The sequence below is a fragment of the Streptomyces coeruleofuscus genome (assembly GCF_039532725.1).
In the GTDB taxonomy this organism is placed as follows: Bacteria; Actinomycetota; Actinomycetes; order Streptomycetales; family Streptomycetaceae; genus Streptomyces; species Streptomyces coeruleofuscus.
The window spans coordinates 451617-475760 of the sequence record NZ_BAAASE010000004.1 but is presented as its reverse complement, the minus strand read 5'-3'; the positions used below and the strand labels follow the sequence as shown (position 1 = coordinate 475760).

22 protein-coding genes are annotated in these 24144 nt (G+C 70.2%); 16 read left to right on the top strand and 6 right to left on the bottom strand.

The window, feature by feature from the left end; genetic code table 11:
* Positions 1–8 precede the first annotated feature (8 nt).
* From ABFX81_RS17575 to ABFX81_RS17540, 8 genes are all read left to right on the top strand, one after another.
* Entirely contained in the window at positions 9–998 is a 990-nt protein-coding gene (locus ABFX81_RS17575; protein ID WP_346138302.1) for a TauD/TfdA family dioxygenase, read from the top strand.
* 227 nt (positions 999–1225) lie between these two features.
* The gene (locus ABFX81_RS17570) at positions 1226–2851 is read left to right on the top strand and encodes a glycosyltransferase family 39 protein (RefSeq protein WP_086844961.1); all 1626 of its coding nucleotides are present in this window, start codon (positions 1226–1228) and stop codon (positions 2849–2851) included.
* Positions 2852–3067: 216 nt separating this feature from the next.
* Positions 3068–3685 (top strand): DUF4097 family beta strand repeat-containing protein, encoded by a 618-nt coding sequence (locus ABFX81_RS17565; protein ID WP_086844963.1) that lies wholly within the window; start codon positions 3068–3070, stop codon positions 3683–3685.
* A gap of 138 nt (positions 3686–3823) precedes the next feature.
* A complete protein-coding gene (locus ABFX81_RS17560; RefSeq protein ID WP_086844965.1) occupies positions 3824–4738 on the top strand; it encodes an ATP-binding cassette domain-containing protein in 915 nt (304 codons plus the stop codon).
* Positions 4738–6372 (top strand): ABC transporter permease subunit, encoded by a 1635-nt coding sequence (locus ABFX81_RS17555; RefSeq protein ID WP_086844967.1) that lies wholly within the window; start codon positions 4738–4740, stop codon positions 6370–6372. Before ABFX81_RS17560 ends, ABFX81_RS17555 begins: the two co-directional genes overlap by 1 nt.
* A 275-nt stretch (positions 6373–6647) precedes the next feature.
* Positions 6648–7823, top strand: a complete 1176-nt coding sequence (locus tag ABFX81_RS17550) for a sensor histidine kinase (RefSeq protein ID WP_346138378.1) — start codon at positions 6648–6650, stop codon at positions 7821–7823.
* A gap of 32 nt (positions 7824–7855) precedes the next feature.
* Complete coding sequence (locus ABFX81_RS17545; protein ID WP_428837194.1) at positions 7856–8512, top strand: response regulator; 657 nt, start codon at positions 7856–7858, stop codon at positions 8510–8512.
* Positions 8513–8715: 203 nt separating this feature from the next.
* Entirely contained in the window at positions 8716–9720 is a 1005-nt protein-coding gene (locus tag ABFX81_RS17540) for an ArsR/SmtB family transcription factor (protein WP_346138300.1), read from the top strand.
* A gap of 130 nt (positions 9721–9850) precedes the next feature.
* Here the strand turns inward: ABFX81_RS17540 and ychF are convergent, their stop codons facing one another.
* Positions 9851–10939, bottom strand: a complete 1089-nt coding sequence (gene ychF / locus ABFX81_RS17535) for a redox-regulated ATPase YchF (protein WP_086844973.1) — start codon at positions 10937–10939, stop codon at positions 9851–9853.
* Between the two features lie 168 nt (positions 10940–11107).
* Between ychF and ABFX81_RS17530 the strand changes: the two genes are divergently transcribed.
* The gene (locus tag ABFX81_RS17530; protein ID WP_086844975.1) at positions 11108–11692 is read left to right on the top strand and encodes a DUF6542 domain-containing protein; all 585 of its coding nucleotides are present in this window, start codon (positions 11108–11110) and stop codon (positions 11690–11692) included.
* A gap of 60 nt (positions 11693–11752) precedes the next feature.
* Here the strand turns inward: ABFX81_RS17530 and ppgK are convergent, their stop codons facing one another.
* Together ppgK and ABFX81_RS17520 are read right to left on the bottom strand one after the other, a co-directional pair.
* Complete coding sequence (ppgK, locus tag ABFX81_RS17525; protein WP_086844977.1) at positions 11753–12499, bottom strand: polyphosphate--glucose phosphotransferase; 747 nt, start codon at positions 12497–12499, stop codon at positions 11753–11755.
* A gap of 69 nt (positions 12500–12568) precedes the next feature.
* Positions 12569–13594, bottom strand: a complete 1026-nt coding sequence (locus ABFX81_RS17520) for a 4-hydroxy-3-methylbut-2-enyl diphosphate reductase (protein WP_086844979.1) — start codon at positions 13592–13594, stop codon at positions 12569–12571.
* Between the two features lie 156 nt (positions 13595–13750).
* Here ABFX81_RS17520 and xseA point away from each other — a divergent pair, with 156 nt between their 5' ends.
* The 3 genes from xseA to ABFX81_RS17505 all read left to right on the top strand — a co-directional run bounded on the left by xseA (position 13751) and on the right by ABFX81_RS17505 (position 15945).
* Positions 13751–14959 carry an exodeoxyribonuclease VII large subunit gene (gene xseA / locus ABFX81_RS17515; RefSeq protein ID WP_086844981.1) on the top strand — a complete coding sequence of 403 codons (1209 nt, stop codon included), beginning with the start codon at positions 13751–13753 and terminating at the stop codon, positions 14957–14959.
* 9 nt (positions 14960–14968) lie between these two features.
* On the top strand, positions 14969–15214 hold the full coding sequence (locus ABFX81_RS17510) for an exodeoxyribonuclease VII small subunit (RefSeq protein ID WP_086844983.1): 246 nt from the start codon (positions 14969–14971) through the stop codon (positions 15212–15214).
* A gap of 140 nt (positions 15215–15354) precedes the next feature.
* Complete coding sequence (locus ABFX81_RS17505; RefSeq protein WP_086844985.1) at positions 15355–15945, top strand: malonic semialdehyde reductase; 591 nt, start codon at positions 15355–15357, stop codon at positions 15943–15945.
* Positions 15946–16052: 107 nt separating this feature from the next.
* Here the strand turns inward: ABFX81_RS17505 and ABFX81_RS17500 are convergent, their stop codons facing one another.
* Positions 16053–16577: a DUF4245 family protein gene (locus tag ABFX81_RS17500; RefSeq protein WP_086844987.1), complete on the bottom strand. Its 525-nt coding sequence runs from the start codon at positions 16575–16577 to the stop codon at positions 16053–16055.
* Between the two features lie 127 nt (positions 16578–16704).
* Here ABFX81_RS17500 and glpX point away from each other — a divergent pair, with 127 nt between their 5' ends.
* Entirely contained in the window at positions 16705–17739 is a 1035-nt protein-coding gene (gene glpX, locus ABFX81_RS17495; RefSeq protein ID WP_086844989.1) for a class II fructose-bisphosphatase, read from the top strand.
* 91 nt (positions 17740–17830) lie between these two features.
* On the opposite strand, the gene ABFX81_RS17490 is transcribed toward glpX, so the two are convergent.
* Together ABFX81_RS17490 and ABFX81_RS17485 are read right to left on the bottom strand one after the other, a co-directional pair.
* Positions 17831–18205, bottom strand: coding sequence for a WhiB family transcriptional regulator (locus ABFX81_RS17490; protein ID WP_086844991.1), 375 nt, complete (start codon positions 18203–18205; stop codon positions 17831–17833).
* 174 nt (positions 18206–18379) lie between these two features.
* Positions 18380–19066, bottom strand: coding sequence for a DUF1707 SHOCT-like domain-containing protein (locus tag ABFX81_RS17485; RefSeq protein ID WP_346138298.1), 687 nt, complete (start codon positions 19064–19066; stop codon positions 18380–18382).
* Between the two features lie 201 nt (positions 19067–19267).
* Between ABFX81_RS17485 and ABFX81_RS17480 the strand changes: the two genes are divergently transcribed.
* From ABFX81_RS17480 to fomD, 3 genes are all read left to right on the top strand, one after another.
* A complete protein-coding gene (locus ABFX81_RS17480) occupies positions 19268–20938 on the top strand; it encodes a fumarate hydratase (protein WP_346138297.1) in 1671 nt (556 codons plus the stop codon).
* 872 nt (positions 20939–21810) lie between these two features.
* The gene (locus tag ABFX81_RS17475; protein WP_086852492.1) at positions 21811–23199 is read left to right on the top strand and encodes an aspartate ammonia-lyase; all 1389 of its coding nucleotides are present in this window, start codon (positions 21811–21813) and stop codon (positions 23197–23199) included.
* Positions 23200–23281: 82 nt separating this feature from the next.
* Entirely contained in the window at positions 23282–23974 is a 693-nt protein-coding gene (gene fomD, locus ABFX81_RS17470) for a cytidylyl-2-hydroxypropylphosphonate hydrolase (RefSeq protein WP_086852490.1), read from the top strand.
* Positions 23975–24144 lie beyond the last annotated feature (170 nt).

The following is a 24144-nucleotide window of genomic DNA, read 5'->3' as shown; positions in this document are numbered from 1 at the left end:
GTAAGGCAGTGTCCACTCTCCTGTTGCACGACGAAGAGAGCAGCGAGGTCGGGAAGCTCGCTGATGAATTCCTGGAGTCACACGCGGTGATGCAGGATCCGACAGAATTGTCGGCGGCCGCGGTCGTCACCGCTCAGCGCCTTCCCGAGCGCGTCCGGGAATTCCTGGCGCGGGTCCGTACCGAGGGTCCGGCGGTCACCGTCCTGTCCAACCTTCCGGTCCAGGAGGAACTCGAACCGACGCCCATCGGCTGGGAAATCGCGGCCAAACTGCGAGCGGCCCAGCGCGAGGAGATGGTCCTGCTGCTGTGCGGGGCCGCCCTCGGTGAACCGTTCGGCTGGGTCAGCCAGCAGGCCGGCCGGCTGATCCACGACGTATGCCCCACGCCCGAGGCGGAGACGTCCCTCACCAGCGCCAGCAGCACGCTCGCCCTGAACTTCCACACCGAAGACGTCTTCCATCCCTGCCGCTGCGACTACGTCTCGCTCTTCTGCCTGCGCAATCCGACGGGGGTGGGCACAACCGTCGTACCGGTCACGGCACTCGATCTCCCCGCCGAGATCCGCCAGGTGCTCTTCCAGGAGCGCTTCCTGTTCCTGCCGGACGACTCCCACAGCCTGAGCAGCCTGCCGGACGGCGCGGGCGGACCGGACGCTGCCGACGGTGCGTTGTCGAGCGCCCGGCGCGGAGCCGTGCTCTTCGGCCCCGCCGACGCTCCCTACCTGCGCTTCGACATCGACTTCATGCGGCCCGTGCCGGGCGACCGGGAGGCCGCCGAGGCGATCGAGGCCGTCCAGCGGCAGCTGAGCACCAGCGCGGAGCGGGTCACCCTGGCTCCCGGCGACATCGTGTTCCTCGACAACTACCGCGTGGTGCACGGCAGAGAGGCCTTCGCCTCGCGTTACGACGGCAGCGACCGCTGGCTCAAGCGGCTCAACCTGAGCCGGGACGCGCGGCGGATCAGGGCGCTGACCGGAAGGCAATCCGTCATCATCTGACGGCTCCCGGCTTTGGCGCCACTCGGCCGAAAGGGCGATGCCGGGCCCGGTGTATCCGCCGCATGGCAGATGGCGCCGGACGGTGGGGGGCCAGGACCCTCGAAGCAGGCGCCGGCCGCGCAGGGCGGACCTTCGGACACGTGGCAGAACCCCCGTCAGCCCACGTCCCGGATCCTCGCCCCGCGGCCGGCGCCCTTTCGCATTGATTCCCTGGGGGGTCCACACAGATGACTGACCGCAGGACCGGGCTCAGGCCGAGGAGCGGGCCGAGCGCCACACCGGACTTCGAGAACTCCGAGCACGGCCGGACCCCGGATCGCCGGGCGAGCCCCGAGCACGGCGACGAGTCCGCCCAGCGCACGGGGCGTCCCCGCTTTCACCACAAGCCGGTCCTGGCGGTGGCGGCAACGGTCACGCTCCTGCTGCTCGCCCTGTCGGGCCGGTACGGCTATCACAGCGACGAGCTGTACTTCCGCGCCGCCGGGCAGCGGCTCGACTGGGGGTACGACGACCAGCCGCCCCTGGTGCCGCTCCTGGCGCGCCTCCAGACAGAGCTGCTCGGCGACACGCCCCTCGCCCTGCGCGCACTCGCCGCCCTCCTCGCCGGGGGTGCCGTGCTGCTCTCCGCGCTGATCGCCCGCGAGGTCGGCGGCAACGCCCGGGGCCAGGGCCTGGCCGCCGTCGCCACCGCGGTCTCCGCGGGGACCCTGGCGTACGGGCACATGTTCACCCCCGGCTCCGTCGACTCCGTCGTCTGGATGACCGTCGCCCTGCTGCTCCTGCGCATGCTGAACACCGGCGACCGCCGTCTGTGGCTCCCGATCGGCGCGGTCTTCGGCATCGGCATGCTGGCGAAGAGCCTGGCTCCCCTGCTCGCCCTGGGACTCGTGGCCGGGCTGCTGTGCTGCGGGCCCCGCTCCGTGCTGCGCGGCAAGTGGCTCGCGGGCGGCATCGCGGTGGCCCTGCTCATCACGGCACCGAACCTGGTGTGGCAGGCGGCGAACGGCTGGCCACAGGTCGCCATGGCGCGCGCCCTGTCCGAGTCCGGCGGCATGACGGGGCGGATCGAGTTGGTTCCGGCCCAACTCCTGCTGCTCGGCCCGTTCCTGGCCCCGGTGTGGATCGCCGGCCTGGTGGCCTTGCTGTGGCGGCGGCAGGCGTGGAGGCGGTACCGGTCGATCGGAGTCGCGTACGTGGTGATCCTGGCCGTCCTCCTGGTGGTCGCGGGCCAACCCCGCTATGCCTCCGGACTGCTCCAGGTCCTCCTCGCCGTCGGCGGTGCGGTCCTCGCCGACTGGGCGACACCCGTGCACCGCAAGGCCTTCGCCGCCCTGGCACTGGCGGGCAACGCCGTCTTCGCCGGGCTGGTGGCCCTGCCCCTCGCTCCGGCGGCCTGGCATCAGGGCGGTGCCGCGACAGGGCTCAGCGAGGTGCAGACCCAGCAGATGGGCTGGCAGCGGTACGCGGAGCAGGTGGCCGGCGTCTATCGAACACTGCCGCCCGGCGAACGGTCACGGACGGCCATCGTGGCGGGCAATTACGCCGAGGCCGGCGCGCTCGACCGCTACGGCCCGGCGCTCGGCCTGCCGCCCGTCTACAGCGGTCACAACTCGTACCACGGATTCGGGCAGCCCGAGGACGGCACGGAGGTAGTCCTTTTGGTCGGCCAGAAGGGGATCCCCCGCGCAGCACGACGGGAGATCGATCCGGAATTCAACAGCTGCGAATCCCGGCCGCCGCTCTCTCTCGACGCCATGAATCCCTGGCAGCACGGCGACGTTTTGATCTGCCGCGGCCCTCATACCAGCTGGGTCACGTTGTGGCCAAAGCTCCGCTGGCTGGGCATTCCCTGAGGAACCGCGCGTCGCGAGAATCTCCCTTTCGGCAGATACCGATGACCATCCGGCTTGGCCACCATCAAGTACATGCAATCACTAACTCGTTGGAGCACGGGCGCGGCGGCTCTCGTTGCCGTGTTGACCCTCAGCAGCTGCGGTTCGGTGGGTGATCTCGATGTGGAACCACGCAACGACAATCGCACGTTCGAATTATCCGGAAAGCGACTGACGGTGGATTCCGGAAGCAACGTGCGGATCGAGGCCGGCGACGGACCGGACCTCACCGTCTCCCGCAAGCTCACCGGCATGGCGGCCGAGGAGGGCAACGCGTCCTGGAAGCTGGACGGCAGCACCCTGCGGCTCACCGCCAAGTGCAGCGGCCTGGTCCTCAACTGCGGCAGCAACTACACCGTGAAGGTCCCGTCGGGCATCGCGGTCACCGTGGTCACCGAAGGCGCCGACGTGACCGCCGCGGGCCTCTCCAACGGCCTCACGGTCCGCACGAAGAGCGGCAAGATCAAGCTGGCCGGTGGTTCCGGGCCGCTGCGGCTCACCTCCGGCACCGGACGCATCACCGTGTCCGATTCGAGCGCCCCGGACGTCGAGGTGCGCAGCCACGACGCCGCGCACTTCCTGTCGTTCCGCAAGGCGCCCCGCCGGGTGTCGGCCCACCTCGACATCGGGGACATCACGCTGACGCTCCCCAAGGACGGCACCCGCTACGCGATCGAGGGCAGGGCCCAGGAGAAGGAAAAGTACCGCGTCGACGTCCCGAACGATCCCCGAGCAGCCCACCGCATCAGCGTGGAGAGCCCCCAGGGCCGGGTGCGGGTCGAGCAGAAGAGCTGATCGGCCAAAGGGACGAGCCCCCACCTCCGCCTCTGCACAACGGCAGATGGCGCCAGGTGCCCGCCCGCCAGGAGCATGACGGAAATGAAGCAAGTGACCACCACACCAGTGCCTTCGGCCTGGAAAGGCTGACCACCCATGGATCTACAGATCAACGAGCTGACCAAGGACCACGCCGGCGGCAAGCGGGCCGTCGACTCCTTCACCCTTGACCTGAAGCCGGGCGTCCTCGGCCTCCTCGGCCCCAACGGAGCGGGCAAGTCCACGCTGATGCGGGTACTGGCCACCGTGACCAAACCCACCTCGGGCCGGGTTCTGTGGCAGGGGACCGACATCAGCAAGGACCCCGGGCCGCTGCGCCGCACCCTCGGCTACCTGCCGCAGGACTTCGGCGTGTACCCGCAGCTCACCGCCCAGGAGTTCCTCTCCTATCTGGCTTCGGCGAAGGGCCTGTCCCGCGGCTCCGCACGCTCCCGGATCGCGGAGCTGCTCGGTCTGGTCAACCTCACCGATGCCGCCAAGCAGCGGCTCGGTTCCATGTCGGGTGGCATGCGGCAGCGAGTCGGCATCGCCCAGGCCCTCCTGAACGACCCCAAGCTGCTCATCGTCGACGAGCCGACCGTGGGCCTCGACCCGGAGGAGCGGATGCGGTTCCGCAATCTGCTGTCCGGTCTCGCCGCCGACCGCGTGGTGATCCTCTCCACCCACATCGTGTCCGACGTCGCCTCCGCCGCCGACCGGATCGCCATCATGGCGGGCGGACGGCTGCTGCGCCACGGCGCTCCCGAGGAGTTGCTGCGGCTCGCGGAGGGCTCGGTCTGGGAAGCGACCGTACCCTCCGATCGTCTTCCCGCCCTGCGCCAGCAGTTCCTGATCAGCGGCACCACGCGCACGCCCGACGGCGTACGGGTCCGGCTGCTGCTCACCGGGCAGCCGCCGCTGCCCCAAGCCGAACTCGTCCAGCCCGAACTGGACGACGCGTACCTCCTGCTGACGTCCGCGCCCGCCGGAGCCCCCACCTCCGCCGGCTCGTCCCAGGCGATGATGCGCTGATGGCCAAGACCATGGGAGCAGTGGCTCTCGCCGACTTCCGCGAGCGCCGACGGCGTCCCGCCTATCTCGTCGTCCTGCTCGGCACCCTGGCCCTCGGCCTGCTCGCCGCTCCCCTCGGAGACGCCGACTTCCAGATCTTCCAGATGGGCGACTACCGCGGCCTCTACACCAGTGGGTACGTCGGCGTGGTCACGGCACTCGGCGGCGCCGTGTGGCTGGCGCTCGCAGGGTTCAGCATCACGCGCGGGTCCGTGCCCAAGGACGAGCGGACCGGCGTCGGGCAGATCCTGGCCGCGACGCCCATCAGCCGGATCTCCTATCTGCTCGGCAAGTTCTTCAGCAATCTGCTGGTGCTCGGCTCGATGCTGCTCGCGCTCGCCCTGACCGCCGTGGGCATGCAGTTGCTCAAGGGTGAGTCGTACCGGATCGATGTCGTGCGGCTGCTCATCCCCTTCGTCCTGATCACCCTGCCGCTGCTCGCGCTGGTCGCGGCCTGCGCGGTGCTCTTCGACACGGTGCCGGGGCTGCGCGGCGGCGCCGGGGCGCTCGTGTGGTTCGCGGTGTGGCTCGGCGGCATCATGATGGCCCAGTCCGCCGGTGGTTACGACCTGCTGAGCATGGGGCGCATCAGCGACTCGATGCGCACGGCGATCGAGGCGTCCGGGGCATCCGACGAAGCCGCCGAAGCCGTGCGGTTCGGTGTCGGACTGACCGCGGCCGACAAGGAACTGGTGACCTTCGACTGGGCCGGGCTCGGTCCCGGGGACCTCGGCGGCGGCCTGCTGGCCAATACCGTCCTGCTGCTCGCCGGCGCGGTGCTCCTCGCCGCTGTCGCCGCGCTGTGGTTCCGCCGGTTCGACCCGGCCACGCCGTCCGGCGGGGCGGCGGCTCTCCTCGCGGGCACTGGTGCCGCGGGCACGGGAAGCGCCGCGGACACCGGCGGCACCGCGTCGGGCCCCGGCGAGTTCGGCGACCAGCAGGCCGGCCGCGGTGCGTCGTTCGAGCTCGACCCGGCCCGGATGACTCCGGTGCGCCACGGGGGGTCGTTCGCCTCGGTGGCGATCGGTGAACTGCGGGTGCTGCTCCAGGGCATTCGCCTGTGGTGGTGGGCGGGCCTGGCGGCCATCGCCGTCGTCTCCGCACTCATCGACCGCGAGAACGTCGTCGTGCCGATGCTGGCGCTCGCCATGCTGTGGCCGGTGCTCATCTGGTCCCGGATGGGCAACCATGCCGACGCCGGAAACATCGACGACCTGCTCGCCGCCTGCCCCGGCGCCAAGCGCAGGCTGTTCGCCGGGCTCCTGGCGGGCATCGTGCTCGCTGTGGTGGCGGCGGCGGTGCCGCTGCTCCGTCTCACGCTCGCCGGCGACATGACCGCGGTGGCCGCGGGCTTCGGCGGCGTCCTCCTGGTGCCGGCCCTCGCCCTGCTGTGCGGTGTGCTCAGCCGCGGCCCCCGGCTGTTCCAGGCGCTGTACCCGCTTCTCTGGTACGCGATGTTCAACGGCATTCCCGAACTGGACTTCCTCGGCAGCACCCCGTCGACGGGTCCCTCGCCGGCACTCGTCATGGCGGTGGCGATCGCGCTCGCCCTCCTCGGGCTCGCCGGTGACGCGGTCCGCCGGGCCCGCCGCTGAACCACCGTTCCACGGCGGCGAAGGTCCGCGCCCCCGCACCCGGCGCTTCCTCCCCGATGCGACAGCACCTACGAGTCTGCGCCCCACAGTCGCGAGCAGCGCCCGGTCCTCCCCGGCCCAGGCGCTGCTCGCCCAAGACCCCTTCCTCGAAAGGCTGTCCCTTGCGGACCCAAGGCTCGCGCCACTTCTTCAGCCCGAAAGCTCCCGATGTCACCGATGCCACCTATGCCCCGGACGTCACCGATGCCACCGGGACGGATCCCTTGCACCGGGTGATGCGTCCGCTGGCCAGGACCGCGATGGCGGGTGTCCTCGTCATGCTGTGGTTCCTCGACGTGGCCATGAGCATCGGTACGAAAGGCGCGCTGCTGCCGCTCGGCGGACTGCTGCCGGGAGCGCTCGCGCTGTACGGTCCGCTGCGGCTGCCCGGGGTACGCCCCTTCCTCGCCGCCGCCTGGTCGTTGGCGCTCTCCGTCGTTCTGCTCGTGCGCGGCACGGACAGCGACAGCCCCGGACTGATGGAACTCCTCGCGCTGACCGTGCTGCTCACCTCGGCAGCCCGCGGTCCCCAGGCCTTCGGCATCTCGTTCGGCTCCTGCGGACTGCTTGCCGCTGCGATGCTCACGCTGGCGATGCGCGTGCCCGGCAGCGGCGACGGCGCGGTCTTCGCCATGGTCATGGTTGCCTTCATGGCAGCAGCCGCGATCAGCCTGGGCGCCTATCTGCGGCTCCTCGACGGGCGCCGACAGCGCGCCGTCCAGCGGATCCGCTACGACGAGCGCCTCGAACTCGCCCGGGATCTCCATGACTTCGTCGCCCACCACGTGACGGGCATCGTCGTCCTGGCCCAGGCGGGGCGTACCGTATGGGAGTTCTCACCACAGAAGGTCGCGTCGATATTCGACGACATCGAGCAGGCCGGCTCCCAGACTCTCGACTCCATGCGCCAGTTGGTGACCGTACTGCGCGAGCAGACCACCCCTGCGGGCCTTCCCGCACCCATCCACGGCATCACGCAGATCCCTGCCCTGGTCGAGTCCTTCCAGCGCGGCGGCCCTCCCGTACACCTCGAACTCGCCGATTCCGCGAGCCTGATGGAGCTGCCGCCGGAGGTCGCCACCACCGCGCACAGGGTCGTCACCGAAGGCCTGACCAATGTCCGCCGGCACGCTCCGCACACCACCGGCGTCACAGTCCGCGTCGGTCTCGGTCCGGACGGCCTCGAGGTCATGGTGCGCAACGAGCCGTCCCCGCCGGGAGCCGGTCGCAGGAGTCTGCGGTTCCTGCCGCGCGGCCGCACCGACGGATTCGGGCTCCTCGGTCTGCACGAACGGGTGCGGGCGGTCGGAGGCACGTTCCGCAGCGGTCCGGTCGACGGCGGAGGCTGGGAGGTATCGTCCGTGCTCCCCGTGCGGCACACGAACCCCACCGCGTCGAAGGGTTCGGCGTGACCATCAAGGTACTGATCGCCGACGACCAGGCCATGGTCCGCACCGGCTTCCGGCTCATTCTCGAGACCCAGCCGGACCTCGAGGTCCTCGGCGAGGCCGCCGACGGCGTCACCTGCGTGGAGATGGCACGGCGACTGCGTCCCGACGTGTGCCTGGTGGACATCCGCATGCCCCGCCTCGACGGCCTCGAGGTCACCCGGCTGCTCGCCGGTCCCGACGTCGCCGACCCACTGCGCATCGTGATCTTCACGACCTTCGATCTGGACGAGTACGTCTTCGGCGCACTGCGCGGCGGCGCTCAGGGCTTCCTGCTCAAGGACAGCGGCTCGGCTCTTCTCATCGAGGCGATCCGGGCGGTGGCGAGCGGCGAGGCGATGGTCTCGCCCACGATCGCGGCGCGTCTGCTCAAGCACATCACCGGCCGGAGCGGTGGCGATCCGGCGCCCGGCGCCCCCGCTCCGCTCGGCTCGCGCGACAACTGCGGGCTGACAGAGCGCGAACTCAGTGTGGCGCGACTGGTCGCGCGCGGCCGCACCAATCAGGAGATCACGGACGAGCTGTCGGTCTCCCTGTCCACGGTGAAGACTCATCTGGCCAGCATGCAAGGGAAATTGGGGGTACGGAATCGCGTCGAGATCGCCGCCTGGATATGGGAGAACGGCGCACTGCAGACCGGTCGGTCGGACTGATTTCCGTCAGCTGCACGTCACTCCCGCGCAACCCGCTGGTCTCCATCGACGAAGGCGCCGAGACAAGGGTTTTGAGCCGAGCATCTACCAAACGGCAGATACCGCCGGGCCACATCCCTCGACCATGATGCCCACACGCCGAGGGAGGCAGGACGGGATTGCATACCGCACCGTCCGCCCCTCTGCGGGGGAGGGCATACATCATGATCAGGATACGGTTTACCGTCGAGGACCTCTCGCGTGTCCGCGTGGTAAGACCGGTGAACTACGAGAACGAGACAGCGTTCGCTCTGGAGAACTGGCACAGGAACACAGGAGGCTACTTTCGAGTATGGCACCATACGGTGACCAGCAGGGTGCGCCGCCATGCCGGGACGCAGCAGCGGCTCAAACGTTTTTCCGAAGCCGGACTCACATCCCGGGACCTCATCGGGATACCACCGCGTATCGACACGCTTTCCATGAGCGCCCCCCGCCAGGACCGCACGGGGCGGGCCAACGAGTTGCGCCGTAGCGAACTCGACGCGCTGCTCGAGGAATTCGCACGCATCGCGATTCTTCCGTACCGAAAGGCGATCCAGACCCGGCTCGACAACGACACGGACGCCTATCAGCAGATCATGAGCACCTCCGGCGTGGAGACGCTTCTTCGCTGCCTGCACCCGAGGATCCACTGGCGCGCGCCCTTCCTCGAGATCGAGGACAACGGGCCCGACGACGACATGGAAGAGATCGAACTCGACGGCCGGGGCCTGCTGGTGTCCCCGTCCCTGTTCCTCTCCGCACCCGGCGCGCTGCTGCACCTCTCCGCAGCGGGCACCACCAGCCACTCACCGACGCTGGTGTTCCCCGTCCGGCCGGACCCGCGCACCAGCAGCGCGCTCACCGCCGACACGGACACGGCGGCGCAGGACGCCGTGCCGGAAGACGCGCTCGCCATGCTCATGGGCCGCACCCGGGCAGCCCTGCTCGAAGAGTTGCGCAAAGGCTGCGCGAACGTCGAACTGGCGGGCCGGGTCGGGGTGTCGGCCGCGGCGGTGAGCCAGCACACTTCCGTCCTGCGGGCGGCGGGCCTGATCGCGACCCGCAGGACCCGCAATCTCGTCCTGCACACCTTGACGCCCCTGGGACGCTCCCTCTTGAGCAGCGGTGGCAATCCCCGCGGCCCCGCCGTGGCGATGAACGGCTCACGCGTGCCGCAGGCCTGACCCGGCAAACGGTGGAGCGGACCTCCGGCGGCTGTCGGAGGTCCGCTCCACCGTGCGACTTCGGAGGGACGGGCACTGATGGGGTTTTCCCACGGCCGGTCCGGCGGGAGCCTGCTGTTATGTCATCCGCTCACACGTTGAAGCGGAATTCCACGACATCCCCGTCCTGCATCACATAGTCCTTGCCCTCCATGCGCGCCTTGCCCTTCGCGCGGGCCTCCGCCACCGACCCCGTCTCCACCAGGTCGTCGAAGGAGATGACCTCCGCCTTGATGAAGCCCTTCTGGAAGTCGGTGTGGATGACGCCGGCGGCCTCCGGGGCCGTGGCGCCCTTCTTGATGGTCCAGGCGCGGGATTCCTTGGGGCCGGCCGTCAAATAGGTCTGGAGGCCGAGCGTGCGGAAACCGACGTGGGCGAGGGTGGCGAGGCCGGGCTCCTCCTGGCCGACGGACTGGAGGAGTTCGAGGGCCTCCTCGTCGTCGAGCTCGGCGAGGTCCGCCTCCAGCTTGGCGTTGAGGAAGATCGCCTCGGCGGGGGCGACCAGGGCGCGCTGCTCGTTCTTGAAGTCCTCGTCGACCAGCTCGTCCTCGTCGACGTTGAAGACGTAGAGGAAGGGCTTGGTCGTGAGCAGGTGCAGGTCGTGGAGGAGCTCGTTGCGCTCGCCGCCCTGGACGATGCCGTGCGCGAAGAGCGTGTCGCCCTTCTCCAGGATCTCCTTGGCCTCTTCGACGGCCTTGACCTTGGCCTGGATGTCCTTCTTGATCCGCGACTCCTTCTGGAGACGCGGCAGGACCTTCTCGATGGTCTGGAGGTCCGCGAGGATCAGCTCGGTGTTGATCGTCTCGATGTCGTCCTTGGGTGAGACCTTGCCGTCGACGTGCACGACGTTCTCGTCCTTGAAGGCGCGGATGACCTGGCAGATCGCGTCGGACTCGCGGATGTTCGCGAGGAACTTGTTGCCCAGGCCCTCGCCCTCGGACGCGCCGCGCACGATGCCCGCGATGTCGACGAAGTCGACCGTGGCCGGGAGGATCCGCTCCGACTTGAAGATCTCGGCCAGCTTGCCGAGCCGCGGGTCGGGGACGCCGACGACGCCCACGTTCGGCTCGATGGTGGCGAACGGGTAGTTGGCCGCCAGCACGTCGTTCTTGGTCAGGGCGTTGAACAGGGTCGACTTGCCGACATTCGGCAGACCGACGATTCCGATCGTGAGCGACACGTTGCGACTTCCCGTGAGTGGAGGGCCAGGGGGCCAGGGGACCGGCCGATCCACCAGTCTACGGCGTACCCGGAACCCCGCCGGCGGCGTATCGAACGCTTGGCCAAGCGTGGGTCCCCGGCGTGTCTGAAGGGCTATTCGGCATATTGAACGACCTAAGTTGGTGCAGTGGAGCGATACAGGACGCGACCTGCCCGGTACGGACCGCGACGTGACGGGCCGAGATCGTCCCTGCCGCCGCAGGCGGGACGAGGAGCGGGCGGCGGAGCGGTGCGCGCGGTCCGGCAGCCCGGGCCCCAGCGCCGTCCGGCGGCCGTACGGCGGCCTGCCCCTGCGCCGGCACCCACCGCGAGGAGGATGCCGAACCCGCGGCTGACCGGACTGGGCAGCGGGTTGTTCTGCGCGCTGGTGATGTTCCTGATCGGCGGGCTCTGCGCGATGCTGTTCGGGGCGTCGCTGACGGCGTACGGCGTGCTGTTCCTGCCGGTGTGCGTGCTGACCGCCGTCTGGGTGCGCCGGGGGGATCTGATGACCGCGCCCGTCGTCGTGCCCATCGCGTTCGCCGTGGGGCTGCTGCCGGTGGCGGACGGCGACGGGACCGGCGGCAAGCTGATGGGGCTGGTGACGGCGCTCGCCACGCAGGCCGGGTGGCTGTACGGCGGCACGCTCGTCGCCGGACTGATCGTGATCGTCCGGCGGATCCGGCTGGTGCACCGGCGACGGGCGGCGGCCGGGGGCCGCCCGCCGGTGTGACAGCCGGGGCTGTCCCGTCGGTGTGACGGCCGGGCCCGTCCGCCGGTGTGACGCCCGGCTCTAGTGCCCGGCCGCCCGCATCGCCGCGCCCACGATCCCCGCGTTGTTCTGCAACTGCGCCGGGACGATCTCCGCCTTGATGCCCTCGATGTGGGGCAGGAACTTGTGTGACTTGCGGCTGACGCCGCCGCCGATGATGAACAGCTCCGGCGAGAACAGCATCTCGACGTGGGCGAGGTACCCGCGCACGCGGTGCACCGCCCAGTGCTCCCACGTCATGTCGTGGTCCTCGCGTGCCTTGCTGGAGGCCCGCTTCTCCGCGTCGTGCCCGTCGAGCTCCAGGTGACCCAGCTCGGTGTTGGGGACCAGGACGCCGTCGACGAAGACCGCGCTGCCGATGCCCGTGCCGAACGTGAGCACGATCACCGTGCCGCGGCGGCCGCGGCCGGCGCCGAAGTTCATCTCGGCGACGCCCGCCGCATCCGCGTCGTTCACCACCGTCACCGGCAGGCCGCCCAGCCGCTCGCCGAGCAGCACGCGCGCGTCGGTGTCGATCCAGCTGTCGTCGACGTTGGCCGCCGTCCGGATCGTGGCTCCGTCGGTGACCACGCCCGGGAACGTGACCCCGACCGGGCCCGTCCAGCCGAAGTGGTCGACCACCTGCTTGACGCCGTCGGCCACCCCGTCGGGCGTGGCCGGCTGCGGCGTGAGGACCTTGTGGCGCTCCTGCGCCAGGTCGCCCTTGTCCAGGTCCACCGGGGCGCCCTTGATCCCGGAACCGCCGATGTCCACACCGAAGATCTGCATGGCCCTACGTTACGACGGGGGACAGACAGTCACCGGCCGTACGGCGATCCCCGCCCAGCGACTCCCCGATCACTCCCCGGAATCCTCACCGGCTCCGGCGCCGCGGCGCTCGGCGACCAGCGCCGTCGCCTCCTCGCGCAGGTCGCGGCGCAGCTCCTTGGGCAGCGAGAAGGTGATGGACTCCTCGGCCGCCTTGACGATCTCGACGTCCTCGAAGCCGCGCTGGGAGAGCCACTCCAGGACCTGCTCGACCAGGACCTCCGGGACGGACGCGCCCGAGGTGACGCCGACCGTGGAGACACCCTCCAGCCAGGCCTCGTCGATCTCGTCGGCGAAGTCCACGAGATACGCCTCGCGCGCTCCCGCGATCTTGGCGACCTCCACCAGCCGCTTGGAGTTGGAGGAGTTGCGCGAGCCGACCACGATGACCAGCTCCGACTCGGCGCCCATCTGCTTCACGGCCAGCTGGCGGTTCTGCGTGGCGTAGCAGATGTCGTCGCTGGGCGGCGAGATGAGCTGCGGGAACTTCTCCTTCAGGGCGTCGACGGTCTCCATGGTCTCGTCGACGGACAGCGTGGTCTGGGAGAGCCAGACGACCTTGGACGGGTCGCGGACCTCGACCTTCTGCACATCGCCCGGCCCGTCGACGAGCTGGATGTGGTCGGGGGCCTCGCCGGAGGTGCCGATGACCTCCTCGTGGCCCTCGTGGCCGATCAGGAGGATGTCGTAGTCCTCGCCGGCGAAGCGGACGGCTTCCTTGTGGACCTTGGTGACCAGCGGGCAGGTGGCGTCGATGGTGGCGAGGCGGCCGCGCTCGGCCTCCTCGTGGACAACGGGGGCCACGCCGTGCGCCGAGAACATGACGATGTTCCCCGGGGGCACCTCCTCCGTCTGCTCGACGAAGATCGCGCCCTTCTTCTCCAGGGTCTGCACGACGTACTTGTTGTGGACGATCTCGTGCCGGACGTAGACCGGAGCGCCGTACTGCTCCAGCGCTTTCTCGACGGCGATCACGGCGCGGTCCACACCCGCGCAGTAGCCCCGGGGGGCGGCGAGCAGGACACGGCGGCCAGGCGAAGCAGACATGCGTCCCATCGTAAGGCCGCGTCGGGCGCGTCGAAGATCGCGTCCGTGTGGAGTCCCCGGGAAGACTGACGGGGCGCGGTGTGAGTGACGGATGCGAAGGCGTCGGGACCCGCGTCGCCGGGCGGATGGGCCGGGTTGTCAGCGGTGGCCACTACTCTCGCGGGCATGGCTGTGAACACGTCTCCGGAATCCCCGCTCCCCGTCGGTGAGGTGTCGCGGCTCATCGGGGGGTGGATCGACCGGCTCGGGGCGGTGTGGGTCGAGGGGCAGATCACGCAGTTGTCGCGGCGGCCGGGTGCCGGTGTGGTGTTCCTGACGCTGCGGGATCCCTCGTACGACATCTCCGTCAGCGTCACCTGCTACCGGCAGGTGTTCGACGCCGTCGCGGACGTGGTGAGCGAGGGCGCCCGGGTCGTCGTCCTGGCGAAGCCCGAGTGGTACGCCCCGCGGGGGCAGCTGTCGCTGCGGGCCGCCGAGATAAGGCCCGTCGGTGTCGGTGAGCTGCTCGCGCGCCTGGAGCAGCTGAAGAAGGCCCTCACGCGCGAGGGCCTGTTCGCGCCGGAGCGGAAGAAGCCGCTGCCCTTCCTTCCGCAGCTCGTCGGGCTGGTGTGCGGACGGGCCTCGGCCGCCGAGCGGGACGTGCTGGAGAACGCCCGGCACCGCTGGCCGGCCGTGCGCTTCGAGGTGCGCAACGTCGCCGTGCAGGGCGTGCACGCCGTGCCGCAGGTCGTGCAGGCCGTGAAGGAGCTGGACGCGATCGGGGACGTGGACGTGATCATCGTCGCGCGCGGCGGCGGCAGCGTGGAGGACCTGTTGCCGTTCTCCGACGAGCAGCTGATCCGGACGGTGGCCGAGTGCCGTACGCCCGTGGTGTCCGCGATCGGGCACGAGCCCGACAACCCGCTCCTCGACCACGTCGCCGACCTGCGCGCCTCCACCCCGACCGACGCCGCGAAGAAGGTCGTGCCGGACGTCGGCGAGGAGCACGAGCGCGTGCGGCTGCTGCGGGACCGGGCGCGGCGGTGCGTGGCGGCGCTGGTGGAGCGGGAGGAGCGCGGGCTGGCCCACGCCCTGGCGCGCCCGTCGATAGAGGATCCGCACCGGATGATCGACGAGCGCGCCGACCATGTGGCGGACCTGCTCGACCGGGGCCGGCGCTGTCTGCGGCACCAGCTCGACCGGGCGGACTCGGAGCTGGCGCACACGCACGCGCGCGTGGTGGCCCTCTCCCCCGCCGCGACCCTGAAGCGCGGGTACGCCGTGCTCCAGAAGGCGGACGGGCACGCCGTCCGCGACCCCGGCGAGGTGGAGGCCGGTGAGGCCCTGCGCGCGCGGGTCTCCGAGGGTGAGTTCTCCGTACGAGTGGACACATAGGGTGGGTGGATGACCAGCGAGGTTGATGAGACACCGGGCATGACCGAGGCGCTCGGGTACGAGCAGGCGCGGGACGAGCTGATCGAGGTCGTGCGCCGCCTGGAGGCGGGCGGTACGACGCTGGAGGAGTCCCTCGCGCTCTGGGAGCGCGGCGAGGAGCTGGCCAAGGTGTGCCGGCGCTGGCTGGACGGGGCGCGGGCGCGGCTGGACGCGGCGCTGGCGGAGGAGACCTCGGACGAAGCGGACTCGGAGTAGCGAGCGGGCGCGGAGTAGCGAGCGGGCAGTTCACTGTGAGGTGGGACACGACACCCCACGTTTGGTTGAACGTTGAACTTCACTGTCGTACGGTCGGAGACATCCGACGTACCCGCTCGAGAAGGTTCAAAGGTTCATCCATGTCTCTCGCCCTTGACCCCGCCGCGCAGGACCTGCTGTTCCGCGAGGCCCGCACCGCCAACAGCTTCACCGACGAGCCGGTGACCGACGAGCAGGTGCAGGCGATCTACGACCTGGTCAAGTACGGCCCGACCGCCTTCAACCAGACCCCGCTGCGCATCACCCTGGTCCGCTCCCCCGAGGCCCGCGAGCGCCTGGTGCGGCACATGGCCGAGGGCAACCAGCCCAAGACCGCCGCCGCCCCGCTGGTCGCGATCCTCTCCGCGGACAACGAGTTCCACGAGGAGCTGCCGCACCTCTTCCCGGCCATGCCGCAGGTGAAGGACCTCTTCTTCGCCGAGCGCCCGGTCCGCGAGAACGCCGCCACGCTGAACGCCGCCCTCCAGGCCGCGTACTTCATCGTCGGCGTCCGCGCCGCCGGTCTCGCCGCCGGCCCGATGACCGGCTTCGACTTCGAGGGCGTGCGCAAGGAGTTCCTGGACGACGACCACACCCCGCTGATGGTCGTCAACATCGGCCGGCCGGGCCCGGACGCCTGGTACCCGCGCTCCCCGCGCCTGGAGTTCGACCAGGTCGTCACGACCGTCTGACCGACGGACACGAGAAAGGCCCCCGGTGCTCGCCGGGGGCCTTCTCCATGCGCACTCCGCGCGTACGGAGTCCCGCTCCGTCGTCTCACTCCGTCGCGTACCGAGTCTCACTCCGTCTTCAGCGCGTCCGCCATCTTCGTCAGCTGCGCGAACGACGCGGTGCCCGTCACGACCGTCGTCGAGCCCTTGGTGCCTTCGAGGACCAGCGCGTCGTACCGGCCGCCCTCGTAGCGGGTCCAGGTCCGGCCGTCGATCTTCTCCGTCTTCCCGGTCTCCCGCGCGCCCTGGGTCGCCTCGTCGAGGAAGACGGGGCGCCGCTGAGTGGACTGCTCGACGGCCACGTACTCCCCCTCGGGGTCATGGAAGCCGAGGTGCCAGGCGTCGAACTCGTCGCCCTGGAAGCGGACGGAGGTGGCCTTCCATGTGTCGGGCAGGCCCTGCGGCGCGGCCACGGGGTACGAGGCGGCGCGGCGTGCCGTGAGCAGTTCGACCCGGTAGTCGACGCGCTTGGTGTCGGGCGCGCTGTCGTCGTGCGGGATGAAGAGGTATATGACGCCCGCCACGAGGACGATGACTCCCATGGAGAGGATCATGTCCCGCGCCGTCTTCTGCTTGCCGTTCGTGCCTGCCACGCCCCCTATCGTCGCAGGTCTCCGGTGCGCTCATCCGTGGGGGCCCCTGCTCATTTTGCGGTCTCGGAGATAGAGTCGGGCGACAGCGCCCTCATCCGGCCGTCGTCGTACAGAAAGGTGCGCTCCGATGACCGAGCATCATCACTTGCCGTCCGAACTCGATGTGCCCTCCGAGGCCCCCGACCGCAACCTCGCCCTGGAGCTCGTCCGGGTGACCGAGGCAGCGGCGATGGCCGCGGGCCGCTGGGTCGGGCGGGGTGACAAGAACGGCGCCGACGGTGCCGCGGTGCGCGCCATGCGAACCCTCGTCTCCACCGTCTCGATGAACGGCGTCGTCGTCATCGGCGAGGGCGAGAAGGACGAAGCCCCCATGCTGTTCAACGGGGAGCGCGTGGGCGACGGGACGGGACCCGAGTGCGACATCGCCGTCGACCCGATCGACGGCACCACGCTGACCGCGAAGGGCATGACCAACGCGATCGCGGTGCTGGCCGCCGCCGAGCGCGGGTCCATGTTCGACCCGTCCGCCGTCTTCTACATGGACAAGCTCGTCACCGGGCCGGAGGCCGCCGACTTCGTCGACATCAACGCGCCGGTGTCGGTGAACATCCGCCGGGTCGCCAAGGCCAAGCGGTCCGCGCCCGAGGACGTGACGGTGGTGATCCTCGACCGGCCCCGGCACGAGGGCATCATCAACGAGATCCGGGACAGCGGTGCGCGGATCAAGCTGATCTCCGACGGCGATGTGGCCGGCTCGATCCTGGCGCTGCGGGAGGGCACCGGGGTCGACCTGCTGCTCGGCATCGGCGGCACGCCGGAGGGCATCATCTCGGCGTGTGCCGTGAAGTGCCTGGGCGGCACGATCCAGGGCAAGCTGTGGCCCAAGGACGACGAGGAGCGGCAGCGGGCGATCGACGCGGGCCATGATCTCGACCGGGTCCTGACGACCGAGGACCTGGTCACCGGGGAGAACGTGTTCTTCGTGGCGACCGGGATCACCGACGGGGAGCTGCTGCGGGGGGTTCGGTACCGGGCCGAGACCGCCACGACCGACTCGATCGTGATGCGGTCGCGGTCGGGGACGGTGCGCAGGATCAGTTCGGAACACCGGCTGAGCAAGCTGCGGGCCTACAGCGCGATCGACTTCGACAAGGGGAAGTAGCGCGTAGAGGGGTGGGGCTCGGGCAGCTCACCCCGTGACGAAAGGGCGCCCCCGGTGCGGTGGGGGCGCCCTTTTCCGTCGCGCGTGCCGGTCAGCCTGCCGCGGCTATCGTGCTCGCCGGGCGGGCCGCCTTCTTCAGTTCCAGGTCGCGGCGGCGGCGCCGGGCCAGGACCACGCGGCGTTCGGCGGCGGTGAGGCCGCCCCAGACGCCGTAGGGCTCGGGCTGGAGGAGGGCGTGCTCGCGGCACTCGACCATCACCGGGCAGCGGGCGCAGACCCGCTTCGCCGCCTCCTCCCGGGAGAGCCGGGCGGCCGTGGGCTCCTTGGAGGGGGCGAAGAACAGGCCCGCCTCGTCGCGCCGGCACACCGCCTCGGTGTGCCACGGGGCGTCTTGGTCCCTGTCTCGCGCTGGCACCCGCGGGGCCGGAACGGCAGCTACCAGGGACGAATGCGGCGGTTGCAGCACGGTCTACTCCTGACGACGGCTTCGCGAGCGAGAGACGATGCAGCAAGGCCTACCCGCTGTACGCGCGCCTATGCACTGAGTTCCGAAGCGCTGGTTTCGCCCCCGTTTTCGGGTTCCGTGGAGCGGCGTCACCGGTGGACCGATTTGCTCCGGATCCCGGTGGATTCGCGACCGTCAATGGTTCAGGTGTTTGCGCAAACCCTTGTCGACCTTGCGTTGCACCCGGTCGAGGATGTCCGCGACGACCTTGCCGCGCCGGGGCCGCGCCTCGACGCTGCCCATGACGGCCCAGCCGTCGACGTAGACGATCGGGGCCTCCGGTTCGCCCGAGTCGAGCGTGTCCACCTCGAAGCTGCCGAGCACGCCGCCGCCCATGCCGCGCAGCGACACGTTCTCCGGGACGCGGATCTCGACGCTGCCGAAGACCGAGAACGACTTGATCATGACCTGCTGGTGGTCGAAGAGCGCCTCGCTGAGGTCTATCTCGACACTGCCGAAGATCGCGTACGCGTGGATGCGGCGGCCCGCGCGCCAGCGGCCCTTGCGGACGGCACTGCTGAAGATCGCGACCACGTTGTCGTCCGGGTCGATCGGGATGGCACCCACGGTGGGGCGGTGCGGGGCCGGGGCCGGTGAGGGGCCGGGGCCCTGGCGGTGAGCGGCGGGCAAATCCCGTATGAAGACGTCCAGTTCGCCGACCGTCTTGGCGCGCAGCACCCCCTCGACGCGCTCCGCGTGCTCGTCCACGGTGAGACGGCCCTCGGCGAGTGCGTCGTGCAGGATGTCGGCGATGCGGTCGCGCTCGGCGTCGGAGGCGCGGAGCTCGGAGGCGGCGGGCGCGGTCTGCTTCTGAAGGTCCACGGCAGCAGCCTACCGAAACACGATAGATCGCGACAGCCCCCGCGAGGCGGCTGCGTCGCGGCCGAGTGCGGCGAAGCGTCACGGCCGAGTGTGACGAACTGAGCCTTACCTCACAGGCTCGCTGTCGGAGGCAGGTTCTACGCTGGTGGGCGCTCGCCAATGGAGGCGGGCCGCCGTCCGTCGAGTGAGGAATGGGCTGAGATGCCTGAGTTCGCGTACACCGATCTGCTCCCCCAGGGAGAGGACACCACGCCGTACCGGCTGGTGACCTCCGAGGGTGTCTCCACGGTCGAGGGGCCGGACGGGCGGACCTTCCTCAAGGTGGAGCCGGAGGCGCTGCGCAAGCTCGCCGAGGAAGCCATCCACGACATCCAGCACTACCTGCGCCCGGCCCACCTCGCGCAGCTGCGCCGCATCATCGACGACCCCGAGGCGTCCGGCAACGACAAGTTCGTGGCGCTGGACCTGCTGAAGAACGCGAACATCGCGGCGGCGGGCGTGCTGCCGATGTGCCAGGACACGGGCACGGCGATCGTGATGGGCAAGCGCGGTCAGAACGTGCTGACGGAGGGGCGCGACGAGGAAGCCCTGTCCCGCGGCATCTACGACGCCTACCAGAACCTCAACCTGCGCTACTCGCAGATGGCTCCGCTCACCATGTGGGAGGAGAAGAACACCGGCTCCAACCTTCCCGCGCAGATCGAGCTGTACGCGACCGACGGCGGCGCCTACAAGTTCCTGTTCATGGCGAAGGGCGGGGGCTCGGCCAACAAGTCGTTCCTGTACCAGGAGACGAAGGCCGTCCTGAACGAGTCCTCCATGATGAAGTTCCTGGAGGAGAAGATCCGTTCGCTGGGTACGGCGGCCTGCCCGCCGTACCACCTGGCGATCGTGGTCGGCGGTACGAGCGCCGAGTACGCGCTGAAGACCGCGAAGTACGCGTCCGCGCACTACCTGGACGAGATCCCGGCGGAGGGGTCGGCGCTCGGGCACGGCTTCCGGGACCATGAGCTGGAGCAGAAGGTCTTCGAGCTGACGCAGAAGATCGGGATCGGGGCGCAGTTCGGCGGGAAGTACTTCTGCCACGACGTGCGCGTGGTGCGGCTGCCGCGGCACGGGGCGTCCTGCCCGGTCGCCATCGCGGTGTCCTGCTCCGCCGACCGTCAGGCCGTCGCGAAGATCACCGCCGAGGGTGTCTTCCTCGAGCAGCTGGAGACGGACCCGGCGCGGTTCCTGCCGGAGACGACGGACGAGCACCTGGACGAGGCCGGTGACGTCGTCAAGATCGACCTGAACCAGCCGATGGAGACGATCCTGGCGGAGCTCAGCAAGTACCCGGTGAAGACCCGGCTCTCCCTCACCGGCCCGCTCGTCGTCGCCCGTGACATCGCGCACGCCAAGATCAAGGAGCGGCTGGACGCGGGTGAGGAGATGCCGCAGTACCTGAAGGACCACCCGGTGTACTACGCCGGTCCTGCCAAGACGCCCGAGGGGTACGCGTCCGGCTCCTTCGGCCCGACGACGGCCGGCCGTATGGACTCCTACGTCGAGCAGTTCCAGGCGGCGGGCGGGTCCAAGGTGATGCTGGCGAAGGGCAACCGCAGCAAGCAGGTCACGGACGCGTGTGCCTCGCACGGCGGCTTCTACCTCGGCTCCATCGGCGGGCCGGCGGCCCGTCTCGCCCAGGACTGCATCAAGAAGGTCGAGGTCGTCGAGTACGAGGAGCTCGGCATGGAGGCCGTCTGGAAGATCGAGGTCGAGGACTTCCCGGCGTTCATCGTCGTCGACGACAAGGGCAACGACTTCTTCCAGGACCCGGCGCCGGCGCCCACGTTCACGAGCATTCCGGTGCGGGGGCCGGGGCTGGCGTAGTACGCCGGGGTGCGGCGGGGGTGGTTCTCGCCCCCGCCGCCCCTACCCGTCCCATCCCCAGGGGCTCCGCCCCTTCGACCCCGCCAGGGGGGCTCCGCCCCCTGGCCCCCTCAGAGGTCTCGGCCCCTGGTCCCTCATGAGCTTCGGACACTCGCCCCTCTTTTGACTTCGGGGCCTCGGCCATCGCCCACCCACTGCCCGACCCGGTCGGGCGTGAGGCCCGGCCACCGGCGGGGACCGCGTCCCCTGTGCCCTCAGAGGTCTCGGGCCCCCTGGCCCTCATGAGCTTCGGACACTCGAACCCGCATGGTCCGGGCCCCGGCTCCCTCAGGCATCTTCAGCCCTCGCCGCCTCACGTGCCTTGCAGCCCCCGCCGCCCACATTCCGTCAGGCCCCTCCCCCTCACAGGCCGCCGCAGGCACCCCGCCCAGCCACGGGCCTCGGACAGCCCCCTCATGGCACCGGGCCCCGGCCCTCGCACGAGTCTTCAGGCCGTCACCTCACCAGCCTCGGGCCCCTCATGGCCTCCAGCTCCCCGCCCCCACGCCTTCTTCAGGCCCCGTCGGCCCCGTCCCCTCAGGACCTCCGATCCCTGCCCCCTTCACGGCCCTGGGCCCTCACCCCCCTCACAAGTCCTCAGGCCCCGCCGACTCACAGGCCTCGGGCCTCGCCCCCCCGCCCGCTCATCGGCCTCCAGCCCCCATAAGGGCCTCAAACCCCCGGCCCCCGGCCCCTCACAAGCCATCAGGCCGCCACCTGACAGCCCTCGGGCCCCCCTACGTTCCTCCAGTCCCCCGGCCCCCCCCGCGTGTTTTCAACCCCCATTCGCCCCACCCAGGAACATCACCGCCCCCTCGATCGCTATAGCCGGTATGAGCGACGAATACCGCATCGAGCACGACTCCATGGGCGAGGTACGTGTCCCGGCCGACGCCAAGTGGCGGGCTCAGACGCAGCGTGCTGTCGAGAACTTTCCGATTTCCGGGCAGCGGATCGAGCGGGCGCACATCGAGGCGCTGGCCCGTATCAAGGGCGCCGCGGCGAAGGTGAACGCGCGGCTCGGGGTGCTCGACGAGGATGTCGCCGGGGCGATCCAGGAGGCCGCCGGCGAGGTCGCCGAGGGGAAGTGGGACGCGCACTTCCCCGTCGACGTGTTCCAGACCGGGTCCGGGACGTCGTCCAACATGAACACCAACGAGGTCATCGCCACCCTCGCGACCGAGCGGCTGGGCAGGAGTGTTCACCCGAACGACCACGTCAACGCCTCCCAGTCGTCCAATGACGTGTTTCCGTCCTCCATCCACATCGCCGCCACCGCCGCCGTCACCCGTGATCTCATCCCCGCCCTGGACCACCTCGCCGGCTCCCTGGAGCGCAAGGCCGAGGAGTTCTCGGATGTCGTGAAGTCGGGGCGGACCCACCTCATGGACGCCACGCCCGTGACGCTGGGGCAGGAGTTCGGCGGGTACGCCGCACAGGTGCGGTACGGGATCGAGCGGCTGGAGGCGTCCCTTCCCCGGCTCGCCGAACTGCCCCTGGGGGGTACGGCCGTCGGCACGGGGATCAACACCCCGCCCGGTTTCTCCGCCGCCGTGATCGAGGAGGTCGCCCGTACGACCGGGCTGCCCCTCACCGAGGCCCGGAACCACTTCGAGGCTCAGGGCGCACGGGACGGCGTCGTCGAGACCAGCGGGCAGCTGCGGACCATCGCGGTCGGGCTGACGAAGATCGCCAACGACCTGCGCTGGATGTCCTCCGGTCCGCGCACCGGCCTCGCCGAGATCGCCCTGCCCGACCTCCAGCCCGGCTCCTCGATCATGCCGGGCAAGGTGAATCCGGTCATCCCGGAGGCCGTGCTGATGGTCGCCGCCCAGGTCGTGGGCAACGACGCCACCGTCGCCACCGCCGGCGCCGCCGGGAACTTCGAGCTCAACGTCATGCTGCCCGTCATCGCGAAGAACGTGCTGGAATCCGTGCGGCTGCTCGCAGGCGCCACGCGGCTGCTCGCGGACCGGACCGTCGACGGCATCACCGCCGACCGCGAGCGGGCGCGGGAGTACGCCGAGTCCTCCCCGTCCGTCGTCACGCCGCTCAACAAGTACATCGGCTACGAGGAGGCCGCCAAGGTCGCCAAGAAGGCGCTGGCCGAGCGGAAGACCATCCGTCAGGTCGTCCTGGACAGCGGGTACGTGGAGCGCGGGGACCTGACCCTGGAGCAGCTCGACGAGGCGCTGGATGTCCTGCGGATGACGCACCCGTGACAGTTCGCCGAGCGAGGCACCCGGCGCGTGAACCGTGACACGCGCCGCAGCGTCGTATGCCTATGGCACCTAATATCTGTGCATGGCAGACGGTGGAGCGGTGAGACGCGTGGAAACGGGTGGTGCGGCAGGCTTCTGGGAGCCCGGGAGCGAGATCCTGTGGCGGTACCGGGAGAACGGCGGCGCGCGTTTCCACATCGCGCGTCCCGTCACCGTCGTACGGGACGACGCGGAGCTGCTCGCCGTATGGCTGGCGCCCGGCACGGAGTGTATGCGGCCCGTGCTCGCCGACGGCACCCCCGTGCACCTGGAACCGCTGGAGTCCCGCTACACCAAGCCGCGGACCGTGCAGCGAGGCCGCTGGTTCGGCACGGGCGTGCTGAAGCTGGCGCGGCCCGGCGAGCCCTGGTCGGTGTGGTTGTTCTGGGAGCCGGGCTGGCGGTTCAAGAACTGGTACGTGAACCTGGAGGAGCCGCTGGTCCGTTGGGAGGGCGGTGTGGACTCCGTCGACCACTTCCTGGACATCTCCGTGCACCCGGACCGCACGTGGCACTGGCGCGACGAGGACGAGTTCGCCCAGGCCATGCGGGACGGGCTGATGGACGACCAGGAGGCCGAAAAGGTACGGGCGGCCGGTCGCGCCGCCGTGGAGGTGATCCGCGCCTGGGGGCCTCCGTTCTCGGAAGGCTGGCAGCACTGGCGCCCGGATCCGTCCTGGACGGTACCGTCACTGCCGGAGGACTGGGATCGTACGCCCGCGCATGTGTCCTCATGAGACCCTTGCTGCGCCCCCGGGCAAGAAACGTAGGATCGTCCTCCGCAAGGGTGCGCGGCGGCAACTGACGGAGCACGCGCTGGGCTTGACCGATCGTCACCGAGGGGCGGCAGGACGTGAGCGAGGGGTACGAGGGCAACACCGGCAAGGCCTGCGCCACAGGCCAGGAG

Bases quoted from the DNA above. Each gene is read 5' to 3' on its own strand.
- ABFX81_RS17570 (WP_086844961.1), top strand. From the start codon at position 1,226: ATGACTGACCGCAGGACCGGGCTCAGGCCGAGGAGCGGGCCGAGCGCC.
- ABFX81_RS17560 (WP_086844965.1), top strand. From the start codon at position 3,824: ATGGATCTACAGATCAACGAGCTGACCAAGGACCACGCCGGCGGCAAG.
- ABFX81_RS17555 (WP_086844967.1), top strand. From the start codon at position 4,738: ATGGCCAAGACCATGGGAGCAGTGGCTCTCGCCGACTTCCGCGAGCGC.
- ABFX81_RS17550 (WP_346138378.1), top strand. From the start codon at position 6,648: ATGCGTCCGCTGGCCAGGACCGCGATGGCGGGTGTCCTCGTCATGCTG.
- ABFX81_RS17545 (WP_428837194.1), top strand. From the start codon at position 7,856: ATGGTCCGCACCGGCTTCCGGCTCATTCTCGAGACCCAGCCGGACCTC.
- ABFX81_RS17540 (WP_346138300.1), top strand. From the start codon at position 8,716: ATGATCAGGATACGGTTTACCGTCGAGGACCTCTCGCGTGTCCGCGTG.
- ppgK (WP_086844977.1), bottom strand. From the start codon at position 12,499: ATGCAGATCTTCGGTGTGGACATCGGCGGTTCCGGGATCAAGGGCGCC.
- ABFX81_RS17520 (WP_086844979.1), bottom strand. From the start codon at position 13,594: ATGGGACGCATGTCTGCTTCGCCTGGCCGCCGTGTCCTGCTCGCCGCC.
- xseA (WP_086844981.1), top strand. From the start codon at position 13,751: ATGGCTGTGAACACGTCTCCGGAATCCCCGCTCCCCGTCGGTGAGGTG.
- ABFX81_RS17510 (WP_086844983.1), top strand. From the start codon at position 14,969: ATGACCAGCGAGGTTGATGAGACACCGGGCATGACCGAGGCGCTCGGG.
- ABFX81_RS17505 (WP_086844985.1), top strand. From the start codon at position 15,355: ATGTCTCTCGCCCTTGACCCCGCCGCGCAGGACCTGCTGTTCCGCGAG.
- glpX (WP_086844989.1), top strand. From the start codon at position 16,705: ATGACCGAGCATCATCACTTGCCGTCCGAACTCGATGTGCCCTCCGAG.
- ABFX81_RS17480 (WP_346138297.1), top strand. From the start codon at position 19,268: ATGCCTGAGTTCGCGTACACCGATCTGCTCCCCCAGGGAGAGGACACC.
- ABFX81_RS17475 (WP_086852492.1), top strand. From the start codon at position 21,811: ATGAGCGACGAATACCGCATCGAGCACGACTCCATGGGCGAGGTACGT.
- fomD (WP_086852490.1), top strand. From the start codon at position 23,282: ATGGCAGACGGTGGAGCGGTGAGACGCGTGGAAACGGGTGGTGCGGCA.